The sequence below is a fragment of the Chthoniobacterales bacterium genome (genome assembly GCA_036569045.1).
Lineage (GTDB): Bacteria > Verrucomicrobiota > Verrucomicrobiia > Chthoniobacterales > JAATET01 > JAATET01.
Genome location: DATCRI010000004.1, coordinates 1 through 24534, shown reverse-complemented (window position 1 = coordinate 24534; position 24534 = coordinate 1). Strand labels below are relative to the sequence as shown.

Genomic DNA, 24534 nt, shown 5'->3' with positions numbered 1-24534 from the left:
TCGCAGAACATGATCGCGATCTGTTTCTCCTCCCCGCGGCGGAGGGGAGCGGCCGCCGAGAACATGGCCGCAGCGGAATCCGCCTCGCGGACCAGCCGCTCGATGGTGACGTCGCCGAGCACGCGGGCCTGGCAGCCGAGGCGAATGTCGTCGGACCAGCCGCGCTCCGTCGCAATCTGCAGTTCTTCCCCGAGACGGGCGGAAAGATTCTCGGCGCCGTCGAGCACGCGCACCCGGCATGTCGAGCAACGCGCCTGCCGATTGCACTGATGAAAGTGCGGCAGCCCGGCGGACAACGAAACGTCGAGAAGCGACAGCCCTTCCGCGGTGACCTCCACCGAGCGCGCCCCAAAATCCTGATAATGCACCCGCGCCATAAGACGCCCGGGCATTAGCAATGCCCAGGCCGGCGTGCAAGCCCGGCGATTGCAGGCTGGCCAAACGGACGCGGAGCCGGCATCACACCCGCGATGAATCCCTCGCGCAATGCCTTCGCCGCGCACGTCACGCCGTTCCTGATCTTCACGCTGAGTTTCGCGCTGGTGCCCGTCGCGCAGAAGCTCGCCGGAAAGAGCGGTCCGTTCCTTCTCTCCCATCCGGAATTCTGGATTTACCCTCTCCAGACCGTCCTGTGCGCCGCCGCGCTCCTTTTTTTCTGGAAGAGCTACGACTTCGGCTCCAGAAAGCCCCTGCCGCTGGCCATGGGGGTCGGATTAGGCGTCTTCGTCCTCTGGGTGAGCCCGCAGCTCCTTTTCGGCCAACCCGCCCGGGCGGACGGGTTCAATCCGGCGACCTTCGCGGATCAGCCCGCCCTTTACTGGGGCACGGTCGGAATGCGTTTCCTGCGGCTGGTCATCATCGTTCCGCTGATCGAGGAAATCTTCTGGCGCGGGTTTCTGCAGCGCTACCTGATCGACGAACGCTTCACCACGGTTCGTTTCGGCACGTATTCCCCCCTGAGTTTCTGGGGCGTCGCCGTGGCCTTCATGCTCGTTCACAACACACCCGACTGGCCCGCCGCGCTGCTGACCGGCGCCATCTACGGCTGGATCGCGGTGAAGACAAAGAGCCTGCTCGCCTGCGTGGTCGCGCACGCGATGACGAATCTCGTCCTCGGCGTCTACATCATGCTGACGCGGCAGTGGGGCTTCTGGTAGCGCTCAGGACCACTCCAGCGCCGTGTTGCAGTGCGGGCAACGTTTGTGACTGAAATTGATCGGCGCATTGCATTGCGGGCAGGAAGTGGTGAGCGCTCGCGAGACGCGGAGAAGTCCGCTGGTGCGGAACTCGGCGTCCTCGCCGAGCAACGTGCCGGCATCGAACGCGCGACCGACGCGCAGCCCTTCGAGGTCCTCGTAGGCGAGGTCCTGGAGAAGAGCGCGACCCTCCTCGTTGGCTTGGAGAATCGTGCGACTCGCCCGTCCCCGAAAGGATAACCAGAAAATGACGGCCGTGATCGCCGTTCCTAAAGCCACCGCCACCACCAGAGTAAAATTTCCCTCCGCGAGCGTGAGATCCCGGGCGCCGGTCACGAGCGCGTCGGACCGAAAGAGCAGCCCGAGGCGGCACCACGCAAAAAATCCGGCAATCAGCGGGAGCGCAATGCCGATCCCCGGCAGGATCCAGGTCAGCAACGTCATGGCGCGAATCTCCTGAGACGTGCGATGATCGAGCGCAGCCTCGGCAAGTTCCTTCCCCTGGCCGATCCGTTCCAGCGCCGGTTGGAGCACCCGTGAGAGATACGCCGACGGCCAGTGCCCACAGGCTTCCCAGGCTTCCTGGTAGTTTCCGTTGTCCATCGCGTGCCGGATTGCCTCGTTCAGCGGCGCCGGCGCGGCCTGTCGATCGCTGAGCGAGATGCCGAGATGCCCAATCAACGCCGCCGTTCCGATCGCCGAGAAGATCAGCACGATCCAGACTACCGGGAAAGCGGCGAAAGCCTGCGCCCAGACCGGGGTTTCCGCGACGGTGGCCGGCGACGGCGCCTGCGCCAGACAGGGGCCCGCGACACCGCACCAGACGGCGAGCAGCGCGACGAGTCGGCGGCGGGGGAGCATGCCCGCATTCCGCCGAATTGCCGGGCGGCGGTCCAGCATTCTTTGCGTAGCGCCGGACCAAAAAGACCGCGGGACTTGATTTCATCGCCGAATCGCCTAATCAAGGGCGTTCACCCTCGTCCCACTCTCCGCGACTTTCGACTTTATGTTTACCTTGATGCGCACCCACCAGCGCAAGCTCTGGCTGGCGGTTACCGTCCTTCTGATCGTCTCCTTCATCTCGTTCTACAGCGTGACGGATCGCCAGCACCACATGGGCAACGGCGCCATCGCCCGCGTCTACGGAAAGGATCTCACCACCGCGGATTTCCAGCGCGAGGCCCGCAAGTTCCAGCTCACCCTCGCCCTGGGCCTGACCGACTACGCCAGCGCCCTTGGCGCCACCGGCAGCGAGGAAAGCTACGCCGACTTCGTCATCAACAAGATGATCATCGACCACGAAGGCCGCGCGCTCGGGATTCAGCCCGGTGACGCGGAAGTGAAGAACGCCATCGTCGCACTCCCCGTTTTCCAGACCGGCGGCCAGTTCGATCCGCAGAAATATCGCCAGCTCGTCACCACGTCGCTCGCACCGCAGGGCTTCACCGAGCTCGAGATTCAGGAACTCGTGCGCAGCTCGCTCATCCTCAAGCGCATCAAGCAGACCCTCGACGCCGTCCCGGCCGTCACCGAGGCGGAGGTCGCCCACATCGCCCGCGTGTTCCAGCCCGTCACCGGCCTCGCCATCACGTTCGACCGCGCAACCTTCGCCGCGCAAGCCAAGCCCACCGAGGAGCAGATCGCCGACGCCTTCAAGGCCGGCGAAAGCCGTTTCGTGAAGCCCGAACTCCGCACCGTGCGCTACGTGACCTTCCCGCTGCCGGCCGACTCGCAGAAACTCGAGGGCAAGGCCCGCATCGAGGCCCAGCAGAAAGTGGCCGACGCCTCCGACACCTTCGCCACGAAGGCCGCCAGCGAAGGTTTCGACAAGGCCGCCAGGGAGGCGGGCCTCAAGGTCGAGACCACGCTGCCCTTCGACTCCCGCGGGCAGATCTCCGGCCTCGAAGGCCTCGCCTCGCTCGGAAACATGTCGGTGATGGGTCCCGTCGCGGCTCTCGCCCCCGTTTCGTTCACCCTCACGAAGGAATCGCCCGTCACCGGTGTCGTGCAGAGCGGCGACCAGTTCCTCGTCGCCGATCTCGCCGAGGTTACGCCCTCGCGTCCGATGACGCTTGAAGAAGCCCGCCCCGAGATCGTCACCGAGCTTACCGACGCCGCCGCGGGAACCGCGCTTGCCAAGGCCGCCACCGACGCACTCGCCAAGCTACGCGCCGCCGCGAAGGATGGCCAGCCGATCGCCGCCGCTGCTGCGGCCGCCGGCCTGAAGACCCAGCCATTCACGAACCTCGTCCTCGCCGACGAAGCCGCCCCGGCCGACCAGCGCCGCTTTGCCGAGGCCGCCCTCGTCGTCAACGAAAACGAAGTTTCCGGATTCCGTTCCGAGCCCACCGGCGGCTATGCCGTCTGGCTCGAGAAGCGCGGACCCTCCGACGAAAAGACGACGGCGGCGAAGCGCGCCGAGCTCGACGCCGGCATTCTCGCCCAGCGCCAGAATGTGCTCTGGGCCGAATGGATCCGCTCCGCGCAGAAGCAGGCCGGCGCGCCGTTCTTCACGCCCCGCGAGGGCTAAGGCCAGACCGATGAGCGACGTTCCGCCCGAGATCGAGACGTTGTTCGACGATGCGAGCGGCGACATTGCCGTGGGCGACCTCGACGCCGCGATCGAGAAATACCAGCGCTGCGTCGCCGCCGTGCCGGATTTCTTCGACGGCTGGCACGCCCTCGGCATGGCCCTCATGAAGACAGGTCGCCACGTCGAGGCGATCGAGGCCGGCCTTCGCGCCACCGAGCTCAGCCCGAACGACCAGCTCGCGTGGTCCAGCCTTTCGATGTTTTACGTGCGCAACCACCAGATCAAGGAAGCCGAGGCCGCCGGCGTCAAGGCCCGCATCCTCGGCTGGGGCGGCAAGATTGCGAAAGAGTAGTCGCCGCCCGCAGGCGCGAGACGCGAAAGGGTCTGGGAAAGACCGAGTTCGTGTGGTTCCATTGGAAGTTCACCGTGAAGCCGTTTTTCATCACCACCGCCATCGATTACACCAACAGCTCGCCACACATCGGGCACGCCTACGAAAAGGTGATGGCAGATACGTTGGCCCGCTATCAGCGTTTGCGCGAACGCGACGTGTTTTTCCTCACCGGGGTCGATCAGCACGGACAAAAGGTTCAGCAGGCTTCCCAGCGCGCTGGCGTGCCGCCCGAGCAGTTCGTGGTCGAACTCGCCGCACGGTTCCTAGCCGTCTGGAAGAAGCTCGATATCTCCTACGACGCTTGGGCGGACACCACCGCAAAGTCTCACAAGGCCGTCGTGCAGGCCCTCCTCCAACGCCTGTTCGACGAAGACCAGCTTTATAAGGCCACCCAACGCGGCTTCTATAGTGTGCGGCAGGAGCAGTTTCTTACCGAAAAGGAACGCGGCCCAGATGGACAGTTCGGCGAGGAATGGGGCGAAGTCGTGGAACTCGAAGAGGAAAATTACTATTTCTGCCTCGCCAAGCATCGCGACTGGTTGCTCGCCTACATCGACAGTCATCCACAGTTCATCACGCCAGAATTCCGTCGCGTCGAACTGCGCAACGCCGTGGAAAAACTCTCGGGCGACCTCTGCATCTCGCGTCCCAAGGCCCGCTTGGCCTGGGGCATCGAGTTTCCGTTCGACCCGAATTTTGTGACCTACGTCTGGTTCGACGCGCTGGTGAACTACATCAGCTTCGCACCCGGCTTCGACGCTCAACATCCCGCCGACTCCGCGGAGTTCGCCGCCCTCTGGCCCGCTCTCCACGTCATCGGAAAGGATATCATGGTCCCTGCGCACGGAGTTTATTGGCCCATCATGCTCCATAGCCTCGGCTTCTCCGACGACCAGATCCCGCCGCTTCTCGTGCATGGCTGGTGGAACATCTCCGGCGCAAAGATGAGCAAGAGTCTCGGCAACGTCGTGGACCCTTCCGCCCTTGTCGACAAATACGGCGCCGCCGCCGTGCGCTATTACCTTGTCGCCGACATCGTCACGGGCAAGGACGCCGATTTCAGCGAAGAACGCCTCGTCCAGCGCTACAACGTCGACCTCGCCAACAGCGTCGGCAACCTGCTGAACCGCACGCTGAACATGGCGCGCAAGTATCGCGAAGGGCGATTGGTGCGGAGCCTCGAAGGTGGCCTCGCGGACCGCGCCCGGGCATCGGCGGAGGCTTACTCGCCGCTCATGGACACTTTCGAGATCAGCGCCGCCATCGAGAAGGCGCTGAGCCTCGCGACAGAAGCGAATCAATACGTGGAACAGACAAAGCCGTGGGCGCTTGCGAAAGAGGGCCAGGACGCCGCGCTCGATGCGGTGCTCTACCACCTCGCGGAGTCGCTGCGCATCATCGCCATCCTTCTCTCGCCCGTGCTGCCCTCTGCGGCTGCCGGCATCTTCGCGCAGTTGAACTGGAGCGGCCCCATGTCCCTCGACGAGGCGGCCTGGGGTCGGTTGCCGGATGGTCATCAGCTAGGCGCGCCCGTGCCGCTGTTTCCGCGCATCGAAGCCGCCGCTGCCTGATGTCCGACGACCCGCTGGCCGGAGTGACCGGCTTCAAACGCTTCCGCTACCGCCTCGAATACGTGGCGCTGGAGTCGCTGGCGTGGGTCGTCAAACACCTGCCCTACGAAGCGCTGGAGCCGCTGGCGGGCGGGCTCGGATCGTTTGCGTTCGCGATCGACACGCGCGGGCGCACGACCGCACTCGAGAACCTGCGCGTCGCCTTCGGGGAGGCTTACAATGCCGACGAACGCGAGCGCATTGCCCGGGCCTCCTACCGGAATTTTGCCCGCACGATGCTCACGCTTTTCTGGTCGCCGAATCTCACCAATGGCCGATGGAAGAAAGTGCTGCACGTCGAGGGGCTCGACGCCGACCCCGTCCATCGCGATCCGGACGAACCGGCGCTCTATTTCTGCGCGCACTACGGTAACTGGGAGTGGCTCAGCCACGCATCGGCCTACGCCATCCGCACGGGGCCGATCATTTTCCAGCGCTTCAAGAATCCGTTGCTCGGCCCGGTTTTCAGCCGGCTGCGCGCGACGAGCGGCCACGAGATCATCCCGCAGGAACGCGCGCTCATCAAGATGCTCAAGGTGCTCAAGGCCGGCGGAAAATTCGGCGCGCTCACCGATCTCAGCCTCGATCCGAAGCACAACACGGTGGCGATCCGCTGCTTTGGGCTGTGGACGTCGTCGAGCCCGATTCTCCACGCCCTGAGCGAACGGACCGGCGCAAAACTGATCCCCTGCGAATGCGTGCCCCAGGCTGACGGCACCTACCTCGCGCGCTATCTGCCGGCGGTGGCGATCCCCCCCGGCGCCACGGCCACGGAGATCACCCAGCTCTGCTGGAACGAGATCGAGCGATCGATCCGCGCGCGGCCGGAACTCTGGCTCTGGGCCTACAAGCAATGGCGCTTTCGCCCGTCCGCCGAAACGCCCGAGGAGTATCCCGCCTACAGCAACTCTGCGAAGCGCTTCGACAAGCTGATCCGCGGTTAGAGCAAAAAGATCGTCGCGAGGCCGAGGAAGGCGCCCATGCTCACGACATCGGTCGCGGTCGTAAGAAAGATGCTGGAAGCCGTCGCGGGATCCGCGCCGAGTTTCTTCATCACGGTGGGCACGACGACACCCGAGATCCCGCTGATCGCGCAGGCCAGCACCATGGCCGACCATGTCACCACCGCGAGGCCGATCGCCTGCGGATTCTTCTGGCTCCACGCGTAGCAGAACATGCCGAGACCGGCCGTGATGCCGACGAGCGCGCCATTGCAAACGCCGAGGATGGCCTCCTTCGTGAGGGCTTTCCAAAAACTGCCGGACTTGAATTCCCCGAGCGTCATGCCACGCAGGGTCACCGCGAGGGCCTGGCAGCCGGTGTTGCCGGACTGACCTGCGAGCACGGGGAGGAAAACCGCGAGCAACACAATCTTCTCGAGCGTATTCTCGAAAATGCCGACGACGAACGCCGCAATGAACGCGGTCGCCAGATTCAGCTGCAGCCAGGGATGGCGGAAGAGCAGACTGCGCGGCCACGGCGTGACGAGGCGCTCCTCCTTGGTGACACCGACCATCGAACCGGCCTGCGCACTCAGTTCCACGGCCTGTTGCTTGAACATCGTCTCGCCCCGCACGAGGCCGACGAGAATGCCCGCGTCGTCCACGACGGGATAGACCGGGTAATGGCGGTCGAGCGTCGCCTTCATCGCCTCGAGCAGCGGCTGCGTGGCCTTGAGCGCGAAAATCGTGCGCAGCATGATCGCGTCGAGCCGCACCGTTCCCTCGGAAAACAGCAGGTCGCGCATCGTGATCACGCCGATCAACTTCCCGGCGGGATCGACGACCCAGCCGTAGGTGATGAAGGCCTTCTTCACAATCTCGCGCAGCTCTTCCGTCGCTTCGCAGACGGTTTGCTCGGGCCGAAAAACGGCGATCGGCCGTTCCATCAGACGACCAATGGATTCTTCCGGATACTTCGAGTCGACGGGATCACTCTCACTCATAGGCGCAGGAAAAATTATGCGCCCGAATGTGCGCCGCAATCCGCGGAAAAGGAAAGGCTGTTTCGCCGCGCGGTCAATACTCGACGCGCACCGGCATGCCGACCTGCGCTGCGGCAAAGAAATCCGCGATCACCGTCTTGCTTACACGAATGCATCCATGCGATGCGGGCGAGCCGGGAACGGGGATGGGGCCCTGGTGCATGCCAACGCCGCCGCTGGTGAGCCGCATCCAGTAGGGCATCTTCGCGCCTTCGAAACGTCCGCCGGGCGGCACGGGATCGCGCCGGATATCCGCGTCGTAATTCACCACGTTGCCGGAGGCATCATACATCCAGCCGAACAGATCCGATTCCTTGTCCTGGATCTTTTCCATGATGCGGAACGTGCCGGCGGGCGTGTCGTAGCCTTCCTTGCCCGTCGCGACGAGGGCGACACCCACGAGCTGGCGACCGCGGTAGAAATAGGCGCGCTGCTCGGAGAGATTGATCGTGATCGAGGGCGAGCCGCTGCCGCCGCCATCCCAGTAGCTCACGTCGTCGACGACCTCGTGGGCCTGGCTGGAACCAATGATCTGCGTCTGGTATTCCTGCCCGAGATACGGCGTGTTCGCGTATTGGCTGCTCGAACAGCCGGCAAGAGCGACGGCAACCGCCGCAAGGGAAGCATGGAAAGGGAGTTCGAACCGGCGATTCATCGCGTGACACCTAGCATAGACTCCGCTGGCGCGCCGCAGATTTGTCGCGAGTTCACCGGGCTCCAAAAATCGCTGTGCCGACGCGGACGAGCGTGGCGCCTTCCTCGATCGCCGCTTCGAAATCTCCACTCATCCCCATCGAGAGCGTGCCGAAGGGCAGCCCGGTGCGCGTCGCGAGCCGATCGCGCAGCTCCCGCAGCGCGCAGAAGTGCGGCCGCGCGGCCTCGGGATCGTCCGCATAGGGCGCGATCGTCATCAGGCCCTCGATCTGCAGGCGCGGCAACGCCAGCAGCGCGTCGAGATCACGCTCCAGCGCGGCGGGATCGAGACCGAACTTCGAGGCCTCGCCCGCGACATTCACCTCGAGCAGAACCCGCGGAAACAATCCTTCCTCGCCCGCGATGCGATCGACGACCTGGGCGAGCTCGAGCGTGTCGATGCCGTGGAAAAGCTCGAAGAGCGGCAGGGCGCGACGAACCTTGTTCTTTTGCAGATGGCCGATGAATTGCCACCGCAGCGTGCCGGGCAGCTCGGCGATCTTCGGATCGGCCTCCTGCACCCGGCTCTCGGCAAACACCGGCTGGCCGGCTTCCCAGGCCGCGCGCACAGCCTCCGCGGGCATCTTCTTCGAGACGGCGACGAGCTCGATCCCGGCCACATCCCGGCAAGCCCGGGCAGCGGCAGCAGCCATGCGGGCATGGATTTCCGCCAGATTCTTGGCCACCTCACTCATAAGAAGATTTCATAGCTGGCAATTTGATATTAGTTTCACTTATCTCTAGATTCCCCCCGTGCAAATAGAGACGTTCAAGGTGTTTCGTGATCTGGTGGAAACTAGCAGTTTCTCCCGGGCGGCGGAAGTGAACGGCATCACCCAGAGCGCGGTGAGCCAGCAGGTGCGCGCCATCGAACGGAAGTTCAACGTCACCCTGATCGATCGCGGCAAACGCTCGCTGGAACTCACGGACGAAGGCCGCGCCTTTCTCGCAGCGAGCCGAGACATCCTCGACGCCTACGAAAACCTCGGCAATCGCCTCGAATCGATCCGGCGGGTCGTGGAAGGCGAGGTGCGCCTGGCCACCGTCCACAGCATCGGCCTTCACGAGCTGCCTCCCTACCTGCGCGCATTTCGAAAACTGCATCCCGGCGTGGAAGTGAAGGTGGACTACTGCCGCTACAGCGAGGTGTATGACTCCGTGCGCGATGGCTCGAGCGACCTTGGCCTGGTCGCCTATCCCGTCCGGCGTCCGGGCCTGCGCGTGATGACGTTCTGGCGCGACAAGCTCGTGCTCATCTGCGCGCCGGGGCATCGGCTGGCCCGGAAGAAGCGGGCGCGACTGGCGGATCTCGTGGGCGAGAAGTTTGTCGCCTTCGAGCCCGACCTGCCGACGCGCAAGGAGATCGACAAGCGGCTGCGCGAGCGCGGGGTGCGGATCAGGCCGATCCTCGAATTCGACAATATCGAGACGGTGAAGCGGGCGGTGGCTATCGAGGAGGCCGTTTCCATAGTGCCGGAAATCTGCGTCCGGGACGAAGTGCGCGGGGAAACCCTCGTCGCGGTCGAGATCGACGAGCCCGAGATGTGGCGCCCGCTCGGCGCATTGGTCCAGCGAGCGAAGGAACCGGAAACCGCGCTCAAAGAATTTCTCGGCATGCTTGAAAAAACCGACATGGGGCGGCTTTAATGAAATCGCTTTCCTGACTTTCCAATCCCCAGAATTTGACCATGGAAAACTCCCTCCCAGATTCCACCGGCAACGCCATCGGCGTGATCGGCGGCAGCGGCCTTTACGAAATCGAAGGCTTTGAGAATGCCCGCAACTATGAGGTAGAAACGCCCTTCGGCGCGCCCTCCGATCCGATCGTGGGAGGCACCCTCCACGGTCGCTCCGTCTTCTTCCTGCCCCGGCACGGCAAGGGCCACCGACTCGCACCTCACGAAATCAACCACCGGGCGAACATCTATGCACTGCGCATGCTGGGAGTGCGCTGGATTCTCTGCGTGACCGCCGTTGGGAGCCTCAAGGAGGACTACGCGCCCCGGGAAATCGTTCTGCCGGCGCAATTCTACGACCGCACGAGCAATCGGTCCTCCAACACGTTTTTTGGCAACGGCATTGTCGCGCACGTCAGTTTTGCGGACCCGATCAGCTCGCACCTGCGCACCTTGCTTGCGCAGACATGTTCCGTTTTGCGGAAGGACTACCACTCGGGCGGCACCTACGTCTGCATCGACGGCCCCGCCTTCTCGACCCGGGCGGAATCCGAATCGTATCGCCGCGAGGGTTACGACGTGATCGGGATGACGAATCTGCCGGAGGCCAAACTGGCCCGCGAAGCCGAAATGGCGCTCGCGACGCTGGCAATGGTCACCGACTACGACTGCTGGAAAACGAGCGAGGACCCCGTCACGGCGGAGTCGGTCGTTTCCCATCTCACCGCGAATGCCGCGACCGCCAAGGAGGTGCTCGCAAAGGTGATTCCGCGCATTCCCATGGAGCCGAACTGGCCCGAACACTCGGCCCTGCAGGACGCCATCGTGACCCCGCGTGAATATTGGCCTCAGGAAACGCTCGACAAGCTGCGCGTGCTGCTTGATCGATTTGCGTAGAATGAAAGTTCGATCCAACTGGGCCGCGATCGCGGCAACCCTTCTGTCCCTGGCTGCGTGCCAATCCAGCCACACCCAAACCGCAGGCTCACCTTCTTTGGATCAGCCCGTCTCCCTCTCCCTGACGCCCGGCTCCACGCCGAGCGGCTCTTCCCCCGCAAGTCCATCTCCCACCGCGACCGCAAGCCCAATCCCGAGAAAATCCGCACCGTTCTCCTACAACAACGTGCCGGGAGTCGGCCGCACGATCGCGATCACCTTCGACGACGGCCCGTCGGCAAAACTCACGCCACAGCTTCTCGACATCCTCAAGGCCCGCGGCGTCAAGGCCACCTTCTTCGTCGTCGGACAGAACGCCGCAGAATACCCCGACATCCTCAAGCGCGCTGTCGCCGAGGGTCACGAAATCGGCAATCACAGCTGGAGCCATTTGCAGTTGAATCGCCTCGGCGATGCCGCGCTGACCGCGCAAATCGAGAAGACCAACGCCGCAATCAAGGCCGCCATCGGGCACGATCCCGTCGTCATGCGGCCGCCCTACGGCGCGACGAACGCCAAGCTCGACCGCCGTTTCAACGAGCAGTGGGGATTGAAGGTGATCATCTGGGACGTCGACCCTCTCGACTGGAAATATCGCAATTCCGCACGCGTGCAGAATACGATTCTCAGCCAGACGAAGCCGGGCTCGATCATCCTCGTGCACGACATTCACCCGACCTCCGTCGCCGCAATGCCGGCCACGCTCGATGCCCTGCTCGCGAAAGGCTATAAGTTCGTCACGGTCTCCGAATTGATCGCGATGGGAGAAGAAACTCCCGCAACGCCCCCGCCGGCTCCGACGCCAGTAGGACCAGCGACGCCATCGCCATCGTCTTCACCGGTTCCGGCCGCGACTCCCGCAAATTCGATTACGGTGCCTTCGTCGAGTCCGACTCCGACGCCCTAGGCCTTACGGAAGCGTCGGCAGAGCCTCGCGATAGCTTGGAAATGCCGGAGTCCAGCCCAGCGCGCGGAGTCTGGCGTTACTCACGCGTTTGCTGGTCCAGCCCCGTTTGCGATGGAGATCGGCGGGGCCTTCCGGCGGAAGCGGACGGTCAAAATGCTCGGCGAGCCAGCCGTAAACCTCGCGCTGAGTCGCGGGGCGACCATCGACGACGTTGCAGAGGCCGATCGGATCTTTGGCGGACATGATCGCGTCCACCGCCGCCACCGCGTCGTCACGATGGATCTGATTGATCCATCGCGTGCCCCCGTTTTCCAGGACGGCCGTTCCATCGAGAAACTTGCGTCTCAGCACCGAGCGCCCCGGACCGTATATTCCCGCCAACCGCAGGATGGCGCCGCTGGCGTGGCGCGTGACGGCCTCCGCCTCGAGAAGCAGACGGCCCGTTTCGCGAAACGGCTCGGCGGGACTGTCTTCATCCACCCAATCTCCATCGGTCTGTGCATAAACCGAGGTGCTGCTCGTAAAAATCAGCCGGGCCTCGGGAAACCTCGCTGCGAGATTCGTGCAGCCGTCGACATAGATCGCGCGATAAGCGTCCGCGCCGCCTCGACCGGAACTCGCGCAGTGGAGGACGGCCGCGCAAGGGCCGATGCGATCACGCAGCGCGGCGACCGAGGCAGCGCTCGTGAGATCCGCCGCGAAAACCGAATAGGGCTTTCCGGCGAGACGCGCGGCAGACTCCTCACTGCCGGTCAGGCCGATGACGGACCAGCCTTTCGCGGCAAAAAAATCGGCTGCGGCTTCCCCGAGGAAACCGCAGCCGGCAACTAAAATCCTAGCCAAGGGGAAAATCCCTCTTTTGAAGGCGGAAGTGCCTTAGTGCAGATTGAAGCGTTGCTTCATCTTCGCGCGCTTGGCGTTGGCCTTGGCTTTGCGACGATATTTCTGCGTGGGAGTTTCGAAGGCGCGCAGGCGGCGCACTTCGTCCATGATTCCCTCGGAGTCCATCTTGCCTTTCAGGCGCTTGAGGGCGCGGTCGATGGGTTCACCTTTTCGAACGAGAACTTCGGGCATGGTTTTATTTCACCTTCTTTCTTTCGCCACGGGTTTCGGTGGCGGGTCTGGAACTATCGGAGCCTTGCCTCCGAATGACAAGCCATTTGTCAGTGCAAAAACAGGCCCCGAACTACCGGGATGCCGGCACGGCAACCGGATCGGGAATCAGGTCGACGGGTTCCGTCCCATGAAGCGTCGTCGTCACGGGAAGGCGATCGCCCATTTCCCAACGCGCGTCGAGAAGGTCTCGGCGGAAAACGAGGGTGAGCACGGGACGCGCGGCAGCATTCGTCACGGAGGCGGCGCCGTCCTGTGAGACGGAGAGCGTGGTGACCTGCGCCGCTCGCCAGGCCATTTCGCCGGACGGTTGCTGAACGGGGCCGCCCGAGAAGCGCGCGGTCGATTCACCGCCGGGGGTGCGCACGGTGACCACGACGATCGCGCCGTCCTCGCCGTCGAGCCCACGCGAAATGACAAATCGGACTTGCGACCCATCCGGCAGAATGCCCTCGAAAGTGCGGCCGGCCTGAAGCCGTTCCCGAAGCCGGGCGAGCGACTCTTCCCCGCGTCGCGCTCGCTCGGCGAGATACGTCTGTCGGGTCGTTTCCAGTTCCCGGACCGCGCCCGCGATCTGATCCAGCCGGGCGGCAACCTCCGGCGCGTCCTCGAAGGGAATGGTCGCGTCGGTGTCGGGTGCGCCGGGAACCGAGGCATCCGCCGCGAACTCGACGACTTTCCAGTCATTACCAGCCTTGCGGAGTTTGAGATCCACGAGCGCGTCCAATTCGGTGCCCGCGGGCGTGACAATGCGTTTCACCGGGAAGGGAGCCCTGGCCTGCGCGACGGTCTCGAGCATCGATTTCCGGAGGGGATCTTCCGCCGGCAACGCGCCGAGCGCCCACCCACGGAGTGCCGTAAGCTTGCCCGCAAGTTCACGCCCGCGGGGAAGGGCGAAGCCGTCCTCCTTCTCGATCGTCGATCGCAGCAGCCGGTAGCGGACGTTCGTCAACGCCCCGGCTTCGCCCGCCGCGGAATCCTTGATCGGGATATCCGCGGGCGCGGCCACGATCTCGAAGCCCTCCGGCGGATGCGCCCGCACGTGCGATTGCGCGAGATCGCGCCGCGTGTCCTTGCAGGCAACGAGGAGCAGGCACAGCGCGAGCGGAGCGAAGCGAAAACGGATCACGGCACGGAAATACCCCGGTCCGCAACTTCCCGCAACCCGCTGGCCGCGTTATTTCGGATCGGGAATGAAAACCGCGAGCTTGCGCCCCTTGAACTTGATGCCCGCGAGCGCGTTGATGACGGCGTGCACGTGGTCGTCAGCGATGTCGACGAGCGTGTGCTTCGCCTCGATGTGGATCGCGCCGATGCCTTCGCGCGGAATGCCGCTCAGCCCGAGCACGGTGCCGACGACGTCCGCCGGACGCACTTCGCTGAAACGACCTGCCGTGAACACCAGGCGCGTCATTCCCGGCTCGTCCGAGACATCCGAAATCGCGCGGGCCGGACGTTCGCGTCGGGAGGTGCCGCCGCGATCTTCGCGGTCGTAACGCGAAGGCCGATCGCCGAAATCCCGGTGCGGGGCGGATTCCCGGATGGGTTCCGGTTCGACCGCAGGGCGGGCGGTATCGGTGCCGAGCAGGTGCAGCAGCGCACTCGCGATGTCGGTGGCGGAGTGCCCCTGATCCAGCAGACGATCGATGAGCGAGTCGCGCTTGGCGTATTCGCCGGCTTCGAGGGTCTCACGCAGCAACTCGAACGTCTGGTTCGCGCGCTTCTCCTCCACCTCCTCGATCGACGGGACCTTTTCACGGCGGATGCGGCCCTTCGTGAGATGGATCATGCTCTCGAGCTTCCGAATCTCGCGACCGGCGACGAACGTGATCGCGCGTCCGCTGCGGCCTGCCCGGCCGGTGCGACCGATGCGGTGGACGTAGTCCTCCCCGTCGTGCGGCAGATCGTAGTTGAAGACGACCTCGATGTCGTCGACGTCGAGCCCGCGTGCAGCGACATCCGTGGCGACGAGAAACTCGATCTTGCGATCGCGGAAGCGCTTCATCACGCGCTCGCGCATGGCCTGCGTGACGTCGCCGTGGAGCTTGTCCGCGATGTAGCCGCGGGCGATGAGATGCTCCGTGAGCTGGTCGCACATCATCTTCGTCGCGCAGAAGATGATGGAGCACTTGATGTTCTGCACGTCGATGATGCGCGAGAGCGCCTCGAGCTTCGAGCGGCGGTCGACCTCGTAGTAGACCTGGTCGATCGCGGGCATGGAGACGGTCTGCGGCTCGATGCGCACGTTCTGCGGGTTCGTCGTGTATTTGCGGATCAGCTCCTGAATTCCGCGAGGCATTGTCGCCGAGAAAAGCACGGTCTGGCGGTCCTCCGGGGCCTGCTGGAGGATGTTCTCGATGTCATCGCGGAAGCCCATGTCGAGCATGCGATCCGCCTCGTCGAGGATGACCATCTTGAGATCCTCGAGTCGCAGCGTGCCGCGATCGAGGTGATCGATCACCCGGCCAGGCGTGCCGATGACGATCTGCGCGCCATCCTTGAGGCCGCGAATCTGCCGGTCGTAGGACGCCCCGCCGTAGATGGGCAGCTCGCGCAATCCCCGTTTGAAAGCCGCGAGCTTGGCGACTTCCTCGGCGACCTGGACGGCCAGCTCGCGCGTCGGGCAAAGGATGAGAACCTGCGCCGCGCGGATGGATGGGTCGACGCGCTCGATCGCAGGAATGGAAAACGCGGCGGTCTTTCCGGAGCCGGTCTGGGATTGGCCGATGACATCGACACCCGTGAGGAGGGTGGGAATGGCTGCGGATTGAATGGGGGAAGCCTCCTCAAAGCCCATCTTTTCGACGGCCTTCAGGACTTCCGGCGAGAGCCCAAGCTCCGCGAATGGTTTCTTCTGCATCGCGGCATGCTATCGCCGCGCCGCGAGGCAAGCGATGAATATCGCCGCCAGCTCGCTGACTAGATGCAAGGCAGGTCCAGCGTGGCCTCGGCCCCGACGGAATTTTCCCGATTCGCGAGAGTGACGCGGCCGTGGTGCAGCGATGCCGTCTCCCGCACAAAGCACAACCCGAGCCCGGAGCTTTTGCGGCCGGTCGACGGACGCGGGAGCGAGTAAAATCGCTCGAAAACACGATCGATGGCGTAGTCGGGCAGGCCGGAACCGGAGTCGAGCACCCGAACGAGGACCCGGTCGTCGCGGCGCTCGATGCGGACCTCCACTGGCGCGCCGGGCGGCGAGAAGTCGACGGCATTCTGCACGAGATTGCGAAGGGCGGTCTCGAGCAGGAACTCATCACCGCGCACCTCGGCTTCGGCCGGCGCAACCACTTCCAGAGCCGAGCCGCGGGCCCGCATTTCCTCGGCAATGCGGCGGCAAAGGCCCACAAGATCGACGGGCTGCGGATTCTCGAGGCGCTTGCGACTCTCGAGCGAGGAGAGGGCCAGTAGCTGCTCGATGAGGTTCTGAAGGCGAATGGATTCCGTGCCGATGTTCGTCAGAAATTGCTCGCGCCGGTCGGGCGGCAATTCCTCCTGGAGGAGCTCGGCCGCGCCGCGGATCGCGGCCACAGGGGCCTTCATTTCGTGGCTGAGCGTCTGCACGTAAGACGCGACGTAATTGCGGTCCTCGAGAGCGTCGCGCATGCGCTCGAGCGAGTCGCCCAGCACCCGAAACTGGCGACCGGGCAGGCGCGGCGGCGGCGGCCGTTCCCCGCGACTGATGGCCTCGGCGTGCCGGGTGAGGCGGACGATGGGCTCGACCACCCAGCGCGACAAGAGGAGGCCGACGAGGAGAAATGCCGCGATCGCGCCGAGAGCGACGATGAGAAGACGGCGGCGAGCGGCGGCGATGAACGTGCGCATCGCCTGCTGCGGCTTGTAAACGGTCAGCGTCCCCAGGATCACACCATGCACGAGAATGGGGGCGCCAACATACATGACGGAGGACATGTCGTCGGCCTCGTCGTCCCGGGTGGAGCGGGCGCCGTATTTTCCCTCGAGGGTGCGTTTCACGTCGCGGAAGCCCGAAAAATCCCGGCCCACGCGCTCGGGGTGCGCGGAATCGAAGATCACGATGCCGCGGGCGTCTGTGACGTAAACGTCCATCGTGACGTGCTTCTTGCGGAGGTTGAAGATCTTGGCCGTGAGCTCGCGAGTGGTGGCGGCTCGAAGGCCGGGGCCCAGCGTCGGGGGAAGATGGCCGCTGGTCGCGAACTCCTGCGAAACAATGCCGGCGAGAATCTCCGCCGTGTCGACCATGGGCTCCTCGGCGGCTTCCAGATACTGGCGCTCGACGCGATCGAGCACGGGCTGGACGAGAAAGTAGAAGCCGGCCAGCGCGAGGACGAGAAACCCGAGGAGGATGCGCGCGGTAAGACTCACGAGGCGGGGAGTTCGAGCGAGTAGCCGAAACCGCGGTGCGTGCGAATCGGATCCTCCGCCGGGCGCACGGCGCGCAGCTTCGCCCGGACGGATTTGATGTGCGTATCGACGGTGCGCTCCATCGAGGCCTCGGGTTCCTCCCAGGCGGCATCCATCAGCTGCGCCCTTGTGAAGACGCGTCCCGGGCGGCCGAGCAACGCGGCGAGCAGCCGGTATTCGTAGCGCGAAAGTTCGAGCGCGGTGGCGTGGTAGCGGATGAGCAGCCGCTCGGTATCGATCGAAAATGCGGAAGGCATTGCCGGCTCCGATTCCGCGCGGGTTCGGCGAAGGATCGCCCGCACGCGCGCGCAAAGTTCGCGCGGGCTGAACGGCTTCGTCACATAATCGTCGCCGCCGATCTCCAGCCCGACGACCCGGTCGATCTCGTCGGAGCGCGCGGTGAGAAACAGCACCGGCACCGAATGGGTCTCGCGCAGCCGGCGGCAGACATCGAAACCGTTGAGGTCCGGCAGCCCCACATCGAGAACCACGAGATCGAACGCGCCGGCAAGGAGACGCGCCAAGGCATCCCGTCCAGTGCCCGCGCAGGTCACCTCGCCGCCGTCCGTCTCGAGCGCGTATTGGATGGCGTCGCGGATCGATGGCTCGTCCTCGACAAGCAGGATGCGCGGGCGGGCCGGGAATGACACGTTCGCCATCCTAGACGACGATGTATCAGGAAGGCAAACTGACGACAAAACCTCTGATGCGCGCGAATTTCCGGAAGCTTTCATCGCGGCCCATCGTGAATGGGCCGCGTGAAGTTAGGATGAACCCCGCGTGAAATTCGCGCGAAGAGCGGGTCTTAGTATGGTCGCTCCACGACGACATAGCCCCCGCGGTGGCGGCGGTAATAAACGTCGCGATCGACATAGTAGGTGCTGCGCCCGTAGCGCACGGTTCGATAACCGGGCGAAAGTCGTGTGACGGTGTAGCCGGGAGCATAGACCGGTCGCTCGTAGACGCGCGCCGGCTGGACGCTCACCAGCGGCGGAGGCGGGGGTAGCACGCAGCCGGAGAGGACGGTAGAGGCGCAGAGCGCAACGCCGAGAAGAGGTGTCTTCATGCCAAAGGATCGTGTTTCGCCGAGCCTTCGGTCTTGAAACTGTCGGGAATTTTTACGCGTCGAGCCGCGCAAAGATCGAGCCCTACTCGACTGTGCGAAGGTGAATCGCGTCGAAGCGCTCCTCGCCGTGCAGAATGTCGCTGATGACGATGAGACGATCGCCGGGAACGGCGTAGCCCAGCTTCTTCAAAAGATTCTCCGCGTCGGCGACCGTATGCTCGGGACGCACGTTGAATGGCATGCGGATCGCGTGCGTCGCCCAGTTCAACGCGAGGCGGCGGACGACATCCTCGTCGGGGGCGAACGCGAAGATCGGCGAATGGTCGGGGCGCAGGTGGCTGACGTAGTCGGCCATGATGCCGCGACGAGTGAAGACGACGATCTTGCTGTTCTCAAAGGAGTTCGCGAGGACGATGGCGGATTTCACGACCTTCTGACGCGGATCGGTGATGATCGCGTCATTCGCGAAACCGGCGCCGCCGCTGAGTTCGATGCGCCTGGCGACGCGGTCGAAGACTTTCACGCAGTCGATCGGGTATTTGCCAACCGTGGTCTCGCCGCTGAGCATGATGGCATCAGCCTGTTCGAAGACGGCATTGGAGACGTCGGTGATCTCCGCACGGGTTGGCAGCGGATTCTCGATCATCGACTCGAGCATGTGCGTTGCCACGATGACGGGGCGGCCGAGGCGGAGACATTCCTTGACGATCTTGCGCTGGATGAGGGGAAGCTCTTCCATTGGACATTCCACGCCGAGGTCGCCGCGAGCGACCATTATGATGTCGGAGGCCTCGATAATGCCGTCGATGACTTTCACGGCATGCTGGTCCTCGATCTTGGCGACGACCTTCGCCTCGCTACCGAGTTTCCGGAGCTCGCGCTTGAGCTCGAGGATGTCGGACGCCTCGCGGCAGAAGCTCAGCGCGAAGAAATCGCATTTCACGTCGACGCCGACCGCGATGTCGGCGTGGTCCTTCGCCGTGAGCGGCGGGAGATTGACCTTCACGCCGGGAAGATTGATGTGACGGCGGGAGCCGAGAAGACCGGGCGTAAGAACCTCGCAGCGGATCTTGTTGTCGTGCTTGGCGAGCACCTTCATGTGCATGACGCCGTTGTCGACAAGGACGGTATCGCCAACGTGAATGTCATTGATGAGGCCGTCGTAGTTCACGTCGACGGAGTAATATTCCTCGCTGCGGGCGCCATGGACCGTGAACTCCATGATGTCGCCGGTCTTGAGATCGAGCTTGGTGGGAAGGTCGCCGGTGCGGATGGCCGGCCCCTGCGTGTCCATGAGGACGCCGGTCGGCGTGCCGAGCTCTGCCGCCACCTTGCGAATCGTGGGAACGATCGCCCGCACCCACTCGTGCGTGGCGTGGCTCATGTTCAGACGAAAAACGTTTACCCCGGCCAGGATGAGCGCGCGAAGATTCTCCGGCGACTCCGACGCCGGACCGAGAGTGGCAATGATTTTGGTTCTCCGAAGCATGACGCCCTCCAGAAAGCCGAACCCCCGACGAATTGCAAGCCGACGGGACCCGAGGGGCGGGAGAATGCCTCGCGGCAACGAAAAGGGGGCTCGTCTGGCCTATTTTCGACGCGATCGGGTGAACCAGAGCGAGACGAAGAAGAGGAGGAGAAGGAGGGTGCCGAGGGCGGCTCCGAAGGGCTGATTGCGAGCCGAGGTGAATTGCTTCTGGATGACCTCGCCGATAGTGGGATTCGCGCCGCCGCCCATGAGCGTGGTGATGGCGAACATTGCGATGGCAGGCACGAAAACGAGGAGCGCTCCGGCGGCGATGCCGGGCTGGGTGAGGGGAATGATGACCTTCGAGAAGGCGCGCACCGGGCCGGCGCCAAGGTCGTAGGCAGCCTCGACGAGGGCGTTATCGAGTTTCTCCACGCTCGTGTAGATCGGGAGAATCATGAACGGGAGGTAGTTGTAAACGAGGCCGAGCACGACGGCGAACGGCGTATACATCATCACGAGCGGCTGATTGATGAGGCCGCCGGCGAGCAGCGCGGCGTTGAGGAAACCGTCGCGGCTGAGAATCGTGATCCACGCATAGGTGCGGATGAGGAAACTCGTCCAAAAGGGAATCATGACGAGCGTCATGAGGAGATTGCGGTAGCGGGCCGGCGAGCGACCGATGAACCAGGCGACGGGGAAACCGACGACCATGCAGATGATCGTGGTGAGGAACGCATACCAGATCGAATCGAGAAGAATCTTCAGCCACTTCCAGTCGAAGGCGCGGATGTAATTTTCCCACGTGAAGTTGAAGACGACGCGGCCGAGAACGTCACGCTCCGCAAAGCTGTAGACGATCAGCAGGATGCTGGGGGCAACGACGAAGAGAATCAGCCAGACCAGCAGTGGCGTCATGAATAACCAGGCGCCGAGACCGGGCCGACGCTCGAAGGCGGCGGAGGTCGAAACGGGATTGGCGGCAGGAACGACGGCGGGCACGGGCTGGTTTTCGGAAAGAGGGCGGAGCGGCCTTCACCGCTCCGCCCTCGAATGGGCTTACTGGACTTTGAGCGTGGTGATGAGGTCGTCGACCTTCGAGGCCTGGGTGCCGATGTCGTGGAAGACTTCCATCTTGCTCACGTCGCCGGTCGGGAAGCTGGCGGGATTCGCGAGCTGCTCAGGCGTGAGAAGCTTGCGGGCCTCGACGTTGGGATTGAGATAGGGGAAGTCCTCGGAGATGAGCGTCGAGATCTTCGGGCGGAGGACGAAGTTCATGAACAGCTGGGCGTTCCTGGGGTGCGGCGCGGCCTTTGGCACCGCAAGGCTGTCGACGAAAAGATGCGCGCCGGGCGGGAGCACCCATTTGAACTTCTTGTCCTCTTTCACGAGGATGGCGCCCTCGCCGCTCCACACGACGCCGATGGCCACGTCGCCGTTGAGCAGCGCGGTCTTCGGGCTGTCGGAATCGTAGACCTTCACGAGCGGGAGCCACTTCGCGAGCACGGGCTTCACCTTGGCGAGGTTCTCGTCGGTGACGTCGTTGACGGGGATGCCGATCGAGGTGAGGCCCCAGCTCACGATCTCGCGGGCGTCGTCGAGCACGACGATGTTGCCCTTGTATTTGTCCTGGAAGACGTCGGCGTAGGTCTTGAACTCGTCGGGAACGAGCTCGGTGTTCACGACGATGCCCACGGTGCCGGCCATCCAGGGGACGGAGTATTTGTTGCCCGGATCGAAGGACATGTTCGCGAACTCGGGAGCGAGATTCTTGAGATTCGGAATGAGCGAGTGGTCGAGTTCGAGGAGCTGGCCATCCTTGATGAGCGCCTCGATGACATACTCGCTGGGCTGGACGAGATCGTATTTGCCTCCACCGGAGAGCAGCTTCGCGAGCATCTCTTCGTTCGAAGCGTAGTTCTCGACGTTCACCTTGATGCCGGTTTGTTTCGTGAACCGATCGATGACGGACTGCGGCACGTATTCGGACCAGCAGAAGAGGTTCAGCTCCTTGGGCTCACCGGTATCGAATTTCTCATTGGGTTCGTCCGCGGTCGCGGGAGTGGCGGCGGCGGGGCTGGCGGCTGCAGTCGGTTTGGCAGGCTCCACGGATTTCGGGGTTTCCGGCGCGGCGGGCTTACCGCAGCCGCTGAGGGCGAGGACCGCGGCGGCGAGAGCGCCGAGACTGACGAGGTGGCGTTTGGTTTTCATGTGGTTTTATTCCGTTGAGTGAACTGACTGGCGAGAACGAGAAGGAACGTGCCGACGACGAAGAGCGTGCTGAGGGCATTCAACTCGGGGCTAAGACCTTTCTTGGCCATGCCGTAGACCTTGAGCGGCAGGGTTTGCGAGCCAGCGTTCGTGAGGAAAACGCTGACGATGTATTCGTCGAACGAGAGCGTGAAGGACATCAACGCGCCGGCGACGATCGCAGGCATCAGATAAGGCACGATGACTTTCCAGAACGCCTGGACCGGCGTAGCGCCGAGGTCCATGGCCGCCTCTTCGAGCGAGGGGTCGATGCCCTCGAGGCGTGCCTGCACGCCGACCAGCACGAATGGAAAACAGAACGTGGTGTGGGCAATGATCATCGCCGCAAACCCGAGTGCGAATTTCATCTGCACGAACAGCGACATGAGGCTGACGCCCATCAGCACTTCGGGCATCACCATCGGTATGAAGATGAGAAGGCCGAGCGCCCGTCGGAACGGGAACCGATAGCGGAACATCAGCCATGCACCGATCGTTCCGAGCAGGGTGGCGAAGACCGTGGTGAAACTTGCGACGATGAGGCTGTTTTGAAACGCACCCATCAGCACGTGATTTTCAAACAGCGAGGCATACCACTTCGTTGTGAACCCGGTCCACCGGATGCCGAGCTTCGACTCGTTGAACGAGAAGATGATGAGCAGGAGGATCGGGATGTAGAGGAACGCGAAGACGACGACAGTCCACCCGCCGAACAGCCACTGCTGGATCTGTTGACCGGAGAGACCTCGCCGCCGACCGACAGCCGTTGGAACCCCCGCCGCTTGTTCCACCATGGCTTGCAAATTACGCCGGATGGTCGGGAACCGTCCAGCGGCGAATCCTCAGGGCGTCACCTTTGTCCGAAGCGCGCGGGCCGCGACGCGCATCGACCAAACCGTCACCACGAGAGTAACGATCAGGCCGACCGCGTAAAACGTCCACGTCACCCACGAGCCCTCGCCATGCGGCTGACCGATGCTCGCGCGCGCAAACTTGCCGAGGAACGCGCCGACATACGAATACGCGGCGCTGATCGGGATGAACCCGAGCCAGGACGCGAGGGAGAATTTGGCGAGGGAAAGTTTCGTGAGGCCGCAGGCGTAACTCACGATGCTGTGCGGAACGACGGGCGAAATCCGGCTGAGCAGAATGATGCGCCAGCCTTCGCTCGCGATCGCGTCGTCGAGCGCATGGAACTTCCTGTTGTGCGCAAATTTTCGCTGGAGCCAGCCTTGGAGCAGGTAGCGGCTCGTGAGGAAGTTCACAACGGCGCCGACCAGATTGCTGATGGAGACAAGCAGCGTGCCGCCCCAGAACCCATAGATCGCGCCGGCGCCAACGGTCAGCACCGAGCCCGGCAGAAACAACACGCACGTGATCGTATAGATCACGATGAACCCGACCCAGCCGACCCAGCCGCTCTGCCCGACCCAGTCGAGACCGCGGGTCGTCCACTCCAACCACATCTCGTGCATGCTCAGTCGGCGAAGGTGTAAATCTTGAGCGATCGACCGGCGCCGCGCGGCGTGACCTCGGCAACTTCGCGGAAACGGAATTCCTCTCCCGCTCCGCGCACGACGGCCTCGCTGGCCAGAAACTCCGTGCAGTATTCCTTGTTCATCACTTCGAGACGGGAGGCGACGTTCACCGTGTCGCCGACGGCGGTGTATTCCATGCGCAGCTCGGAGCCGATGTTTCCCACGATCGCCTCGCCGGTGTGCAGGGCGATCCCGATCCGCAATTCGATGCCGTGTTGCTCTCGCATTTCCACGCCGAGTTCGTGGACGGACCGGAGCATGCCCTGCGCGGCGAGCACGGCCATGCGCTGGTGCTCGGGATCGTCGATCGGCGCCCCAAAGATCGCGAGGCAGCCGTCGCCGAGGAATTTGTCGAGGGTGCCTCGCTGGCTGAAAATGGCATCGATCATGCAGGAGAAAAATCGGTTGAGGAAGGCGACCACGTCCTCGGGCGCGAGCGCGGCGGACATCGCGGTGAAGTTGCGGATGTCTACGATGAGCACGGTCACCTGCCGGCGGGCGCCGCGGAGCGTGGGCGCGGATTGGTCGGCGAGAATCTGGTCCGCGAGTTCCTGCGACATGTAGCGGACGACGGCGCCCTTGAGCGCGTCGCGTTCCCGTAATGCCACGGCCATCTCGTTCACGGCGCGGCCGAGCATCCCGAATTCATCGCCTCGCTGCACTTCGACCCGCGTATCGAGCCGGCCTTCGCCGATCTGCCGAATCCCCGCGGCGATGCGGTCCAGCGGCGCGGTGAGCCGCGGCGCGAGCAGGAAAGCCAGCAGGATGCCGGCCGCGAGGGCAACGCCAC

The 24534-nt window shown here is 63.9% G+C and carries 26 protein-coding genes; 8 read left to right on the top strand and 18 right to left on the bottom strand.

Annotated elements, in window-relative coordinates; translation table 11 throughout:
• On the bottom strand, positions 1 to 392 hold a 392-nt coding region (locus VIM61_00365; protein HEY8898854.1), incomplete at its 3' end, for a 2Fe-2S iron-sulfur cluster-binding protein.
• Between the two features lie 78 nt (positions 393 to 470).
• Between VIM61_00365 and VIM61_00360 the strand changes: the two genes are divergently transcribed.
• On the top strand, positions 471 to 1157 hold the full coding sequence (locus VIM61_00360) for a CAAX prenyl protease-related protein (protein HEY8898853.1): 687 nt from the start codon (positions 471 to 473) through the stop codon (positions 1155 to 1157).
• A gap of 3 nt (positions 1158 to 1160) precedes the next feature.
• On the opposite strand, the gene VIM61_00355 is transcribed toward VIM61_00360, so the two are convergent.
• Positions 1161 to 2057: a hypothetical protein gene (locus VIM61_00355; protein ID HEY8898852.1), complete on the bottom strand. Its 897-nt coding sequence runs from the start codon at positions 2055 to 2057 to the stop codon at positions 1161 to 1163.
• Positions 2058 to 2202: 145 nt separating this feature from the next.
• Between VIM61_00355 and VIM61_00350 the strand changes: the two genes are divergently transcribed.
• From VIM61_00350 to VIM61_00335, 4 genes are read left to right on the top strand one after another with little or no spacing between them, the layout of a single operon-like run.
• Positions 2203 to 3726: a SurA N-terminal domain-containing protein gene (locus VIM61_00350; protein ID HEY8898851.1), complete on the top strand. Its 1524-nt coding sequence runs from the start codon at positions 2203 to 2205 to the stop codon at positions 3724 to 3726.
• Positions 3727 to 3736: 10 nt separating this feature from the next.
• On the top strand, positions 3737 to 4081 hold the full coding sequence (locus tag VIM61_00345) for a tetratricopeptide repeat protein (GenBank protein HEY8898850.1): 345 nt from the start codon (positions 3737 to 3739) through the stop codon (positions 4079 to 4081).
• Positions 4082 to 4131: 50 nt separating this feature from the next.
• On the top strand, positions 4132 to 5694 hold the full coding sequence (gene metG, locus VIM61_00340) for a methionine--tRNA ligase (GenBank protein ID HEY8898849.1): 1563 nt from the start codon (positions 4132 to 4134) through the stop codon (positions 5692 to 5694).
• Positions 5694 to 6677 carry a hypothetical protein gene (locus VIM61_00335; protein HEY8898848.1) on the top strand — a complete coding sequence of 328 codons (984 nt, stop codon included), beginning with the start codon at positions 5694 to 5696 and terminating at the stop codon, positions 6675 to 6677. The genes metG and VIM61_00335 overlap by 1 nt, the downstream gene beginning before the upstream one ends.
• Here the strand turns inward: VIM61_00335 and VIM61_00330 are convergent.
• The 3 genes from VIM61_00330 to VIM61_00320 form a co-directional block, all read right to left on the bottom strand.
• A complete protein-coding gene (locus VIM61_00330; GenBank protein HEY8898847.1) occupies positions 6674 to 7678 on the bottom strand; it encodes a magnesium transporter in 1005 nt (334 codons plus the stop codon). The two genes, VIM61_00335 and VIM61_00330, sit on opposite strands and share 4 nt — an antisense overlap.
• Positions 7679 to 7751: 73 nt before the next feature.
• Positions 7752 to 8372 carry a L,D-transpeptidase gene (locus VIM61_00325; protein HEY8898846.1) on the bottom strand — a complete coding sequence of 207 codons (621 nt, stop codon included), beginning with the start codon at positions 8370 to 8372 and terminating at the stop codon, positions 7752 to 7754.
• A 52-nt stretch (positions 8373 to 8424) separates the two neighbouring features.
• Positions 8425 to 9105, bottom strand: coding sequence for a YggS family pyridoxal phosphate-dependent enzyme (locus VIM61_00320; GenBank protein ID HEY8898845.1), 681 nt, complete (start codon positions 9103 to 9105; stop codon positions 8425 to 8427).
• A 58-nt stretch (positions 9106 to 9163) separates the two neighbouring features.
• Between VIM61_00320 and VIM61_00315 the strand changes: the two genes are divergently transcribed.
• From VIM61_00315 to VIM61_00305, 3 genes are all read left to right on the top strand, one after another.
• The gene (locus VIM61_00315) at positions 9164 to 10057 is read left to right on the top strand and encodes a LysR family transcriptional regulator (protein HEY8898844.1); all 894 of its coding nucleotides are present in this window, start codon (positions 9164 to 9166) and stop codon (positions 10055 to 10057) included.
• Between the two features lie 41 nt (positions 10058 to 10098).
• On the top strand, positions 10099 to 10983 hold the full coding sequence (gene mtnP, locus VIM61_00310) for an S-methyl-5'-thioadenosine phosphorylase (protein ID HEY8898843.1): 885 nt from the start codon (positions 10099 to 10101) through the stop codon (positions 10981 to 10983).
• A gap of 226 nt (positions 10984 to 11209) precedes the next feature.
• A complete protein-coding gene (locus VIM61_00305) occupies positions 11210 to 11929 on the top strand; it encodes a polysaccharide deacetylase family protein (protein ID HEY8898842.1) in 720 nt (239 codons plus the stop codon).
• A 3-nt stretch (positions 11930 to 11932) separates the two neighbouring features.
• Here VIM61_00305 and VIM61_00300 read toward each other — a convergent pair whose 3' ends face one another.
• From VIM61_00300 to VIM61_00240, 13 genes are all read right to left on the bottom strand, one after another.
• Positions 11933 to 12772 (bottom strand): NAD-dependent epimerase/dehydratase family protein, encoded by an 840-nt coding sequence (locus VIM61_00300; GenBank protein HEY8898841.1) that lies wholly within the window; start codon positions 12770 to 12772, stop codon positions 11933 to 11935.
• Between the two features lie 33 nt (positions 12773 to 12805).
• Positions 12806 to 13003 (bottom strand): 30S ribosomal protein S21, encoded by a 198-nt coding sequence (rpsU, locus tag VIM61_00295; GenBank protein ID HEY8898840.1) that lies wholly within the window; start codon positions 13001 to 13003, stop codon positions 12806 to 12808.
• Positions 13004 to 13115: 112 nt separating this feature from the next.
• Complete coding sequence (locus VIM61_00290) at positions 13116 to 14171, bottom strand: hypothetical protein (protein HEY8898839.1); 1056 nt, start codon at positions 14169 to 14171, stop codon at positions 13116 to 13118.
• Between the two features lie 48 nt (positions 14172 to 14219).
• The gene (locus VIM61_00285; GenBank protein HEY8898838.1) at positions 14220 to 15902 is read right to left on the bottom strand and encodes a DEAD/DEAH box helicase; all 1683 of its coding nucleotides are present in this window, start codon (positions 15900 to 15902) and stop codon (positions 14220 to 14222) included.
• A gap of 59 nt (positions 15903 to 15961) precedes the next feature.
• On the bottom strand, positions 15962 to 17383 hold the full coding sequence (gene creC / locus VIM61_00280) for a two-component system sensor histidine kinase CreC (GenBank protein HEY8898837.1): 1422 nt from the start codon (positions 17381 to 17383) through the stop codon (positions 15962 to 15964).
• Positions 17380 to 18081: a two-component system response regulator CreB gene (gene creB, locus VIM61_00275; GenBank protein ID HEY8898836.1), complete on the bottom strand. Its 702-nt coding sequence runs from the start codon at positions 18079 to 18081 to the stop codon at positions 17380 to 17382. Before creB ends, creC begins: the two co-directional genes overlap by 4 nt.
• A gap of 146 nt (positions 18082 to 18227) precedes the next feature.
• The gene (locus VIM61_00270) at positions 18228 to 18488 is read right to left on the bottom strand and encodes a DUF6515 family protein (GenBank protein HEY8898835.1); all 261 of its coding nucleotides are present in this window, start codon (positions 18486 to 18488) and stop codon (positions 18228 to 18230) included.
• A gap of 82 nt (positions 18489 to 18570) precedes the next feature.
• Positions 18571 to 19977, bottom strand: coding sequence for a pyruvate kinase (gene pyk / locus VIM61_00265; GenBank protein ID HEY8898834.1), 1407 nt, complete (start codon positions 19975 to 19977; stop codon positions 18571 to 18573).
• Between the two features lie 99 nt (positions 19978 to 20076).
• Positions 20077 to 20958, bottom strand: a complete 882-nt coding sequence (locus VIM61_00260) for an ABC transporter permease (GenBank protein HEY8898833.1) — start codon at positions 20956 to 20958, stop codon at positions 20077 to 20079.
• A 57-nt stretch (positions 20959 to 21015) separates the two neighbouring features.
• Complete coding sequence (locus VIM61_00255) at positions 21016 to 22167, bottom strand: spermidine/putrescine ABC transporter substrate-binding protein (protein ID HEY8898832.1); 1152 nt, start codon at positions 22165 to 22167, stop codon at positions 21016 to 21018.
• Positions 22164 to 23000, bottom strand: coding sequence for an ABC transporter permease (locus tag VIM61_00250; GenBank protein HEY8898831.1), 837 nt, complete (start codon positions 22998 to 23000; stop codon positions 22164 to 22166). The genes VIM61_00255 and VIM61_00250 overlap by 4 nt, the downstream gene beginning before the upstream one ends.
• Positions 23001 to 23048: 48 nt before the next feature.
• Entirely contained in the window at positions 23049 to 23681 is a 633-nt protein-coding gene (locus VIM61_00245; protein ID HEY8898830.1) for a TVP38/TMEM64 family protein, read from the bottom strand.
• Between the two features lie 2 nt (positions 23682 to 23683).
• Positions 23684 to 24534 (bottom strand): adenylate/guanylate cyclase domain-containing protein (locus tag VIM61_00240; protein ID HEY8898829.1); only part of this gene is annotated, 851 nt, incomplete at its 5' end.

What these genes read in the sequence shown, in the direction of transcription:
- VIM61_00360 (HEY8898853.1), top strand. Translation starts at nt 471, where the DNA reads ATGAATCCCTCGCGCAATGCCTTCGCCGCGCACGTCACGCCGTTCCTG.
- VIM61_00355 (HEY8898852.1), bottom strand. Translation starts at nt 2,057, where the DNA reads ATGCTCCCCCGCCGCCGACTCGTCGCGCTGCTCGCCGTCTGGTGCGGT.
- VIM61_00350 (HEY8898851.1), top strand. Translation starts at nt 2,203, where the DNA reads ATGTTTACCTTGATGCGCACCCACCAGCGCAAGCTCTGGCTGGCGGTT.
- VIM61_00345 (HEY8898850.1), top strand. Translation starts at nt 3,737, where the DNA reads ATGAGCGACGTTCCGCCCGAGATCGAGACGTTGTTCGACGATGCGAGC.
- VIM61_00335 (HEY8898848.1), top strand. Translation starts at nt 5,694, where the DNA reads ATGTCCGACGACCCGCTGGCCGGAGTGACCGGCTTCAAACGCTTCCGC.
- VIM61_00330 (HEY8898847.1), bottom strand. Translation starts at nt 7,678, where the DNA reads ATGAGTGAGAGTGATCCCGTCGACTCGAAGTATCCGGAAGAATCCATT.
- VIM61_00325 (HEY8898846.1), bottom strand. Translation starts at nt 8,372, where the DNA reads ATGAATCGCCGGTTCGAACTCCCTTTCCATGCTTCCCTTGCGGCGGTT.
- VIM61_00320 (HEY8898845.1), bottom strand. Translation starts at nt 9,105, where the DNA reads ATGAGTGAGGTGGCCAAGAATCTGGCGGAAATCCATGCCCGCATGGCT.
- mtnP (HEY8898843.1), top strand. Translation starts at nt 10,099, where the DNA reads ATGGAAAACTCCCTCCCAGATTCCACCGGCAACGCCATCGGCGTGATC.
- rpsU (HEY8898840.1), bottom strand. Translation starts at nt 13,003, where the DNA reads ATGCCCGAAGTTCTCGTTCGAAAAGGTGAACCCATCGACCGCGCCCTC.
- VIM61_00285 (HEY8898838.1), bottom strand. Translation starts at nt 15,902, where the DNA reads ATGCAGAAGAAACCATTCGCGGAGCTTGGGCTCTCGCCGGAAGTCCTG.
- creB (HEY8898836.1), bottom strand. Translation starts at nt 18,081, where the DNA reads ATGGCGAACGTGTCATTCCCGGCCCGCCCGCGCATCCTGCTTGTCGAG.
- VIM61_00270 (HEY8898835.1), bottom strand. Translation starts at nt 18,488, where the DNA reads ATGAAGACACCTCTTCTCGGCGTTGCGCTCTGCGCCTCTACCGTCCTC.
- pyk (HEY8898834.1), bottom strand. Translation starts at nt 19,977, where the DNA reads ATGCTTCGGAGAACCAAAATCATTGCCACTCTCGGTCCGGCGTCGGAG.
- VIM61_00255 (HEY8898832.1), bottom strand. Translation starts at nt 22,167, where the DNA reads ATGAAAACCAAACGCCACCTCGTCAGTCTCGGCGCTCTCGCCGCCGCG.
- VIM61_00250 (HEY8898831.1), bottom strand. Translation starts at nt 23,000, where the DNA reads ATGGTGGAACAAGCGGCGGGGGTTCCAACGGCTGTCGGTCGGCGGCGA.
- VIM61_00245 (HEY8898830.1), bottom strand. Translation starts at nt 23,681, where the DNA reads ATGCACGAGATGTGGTTGGAGTGGACGACCCGCGGTCTCGACTGGGTC.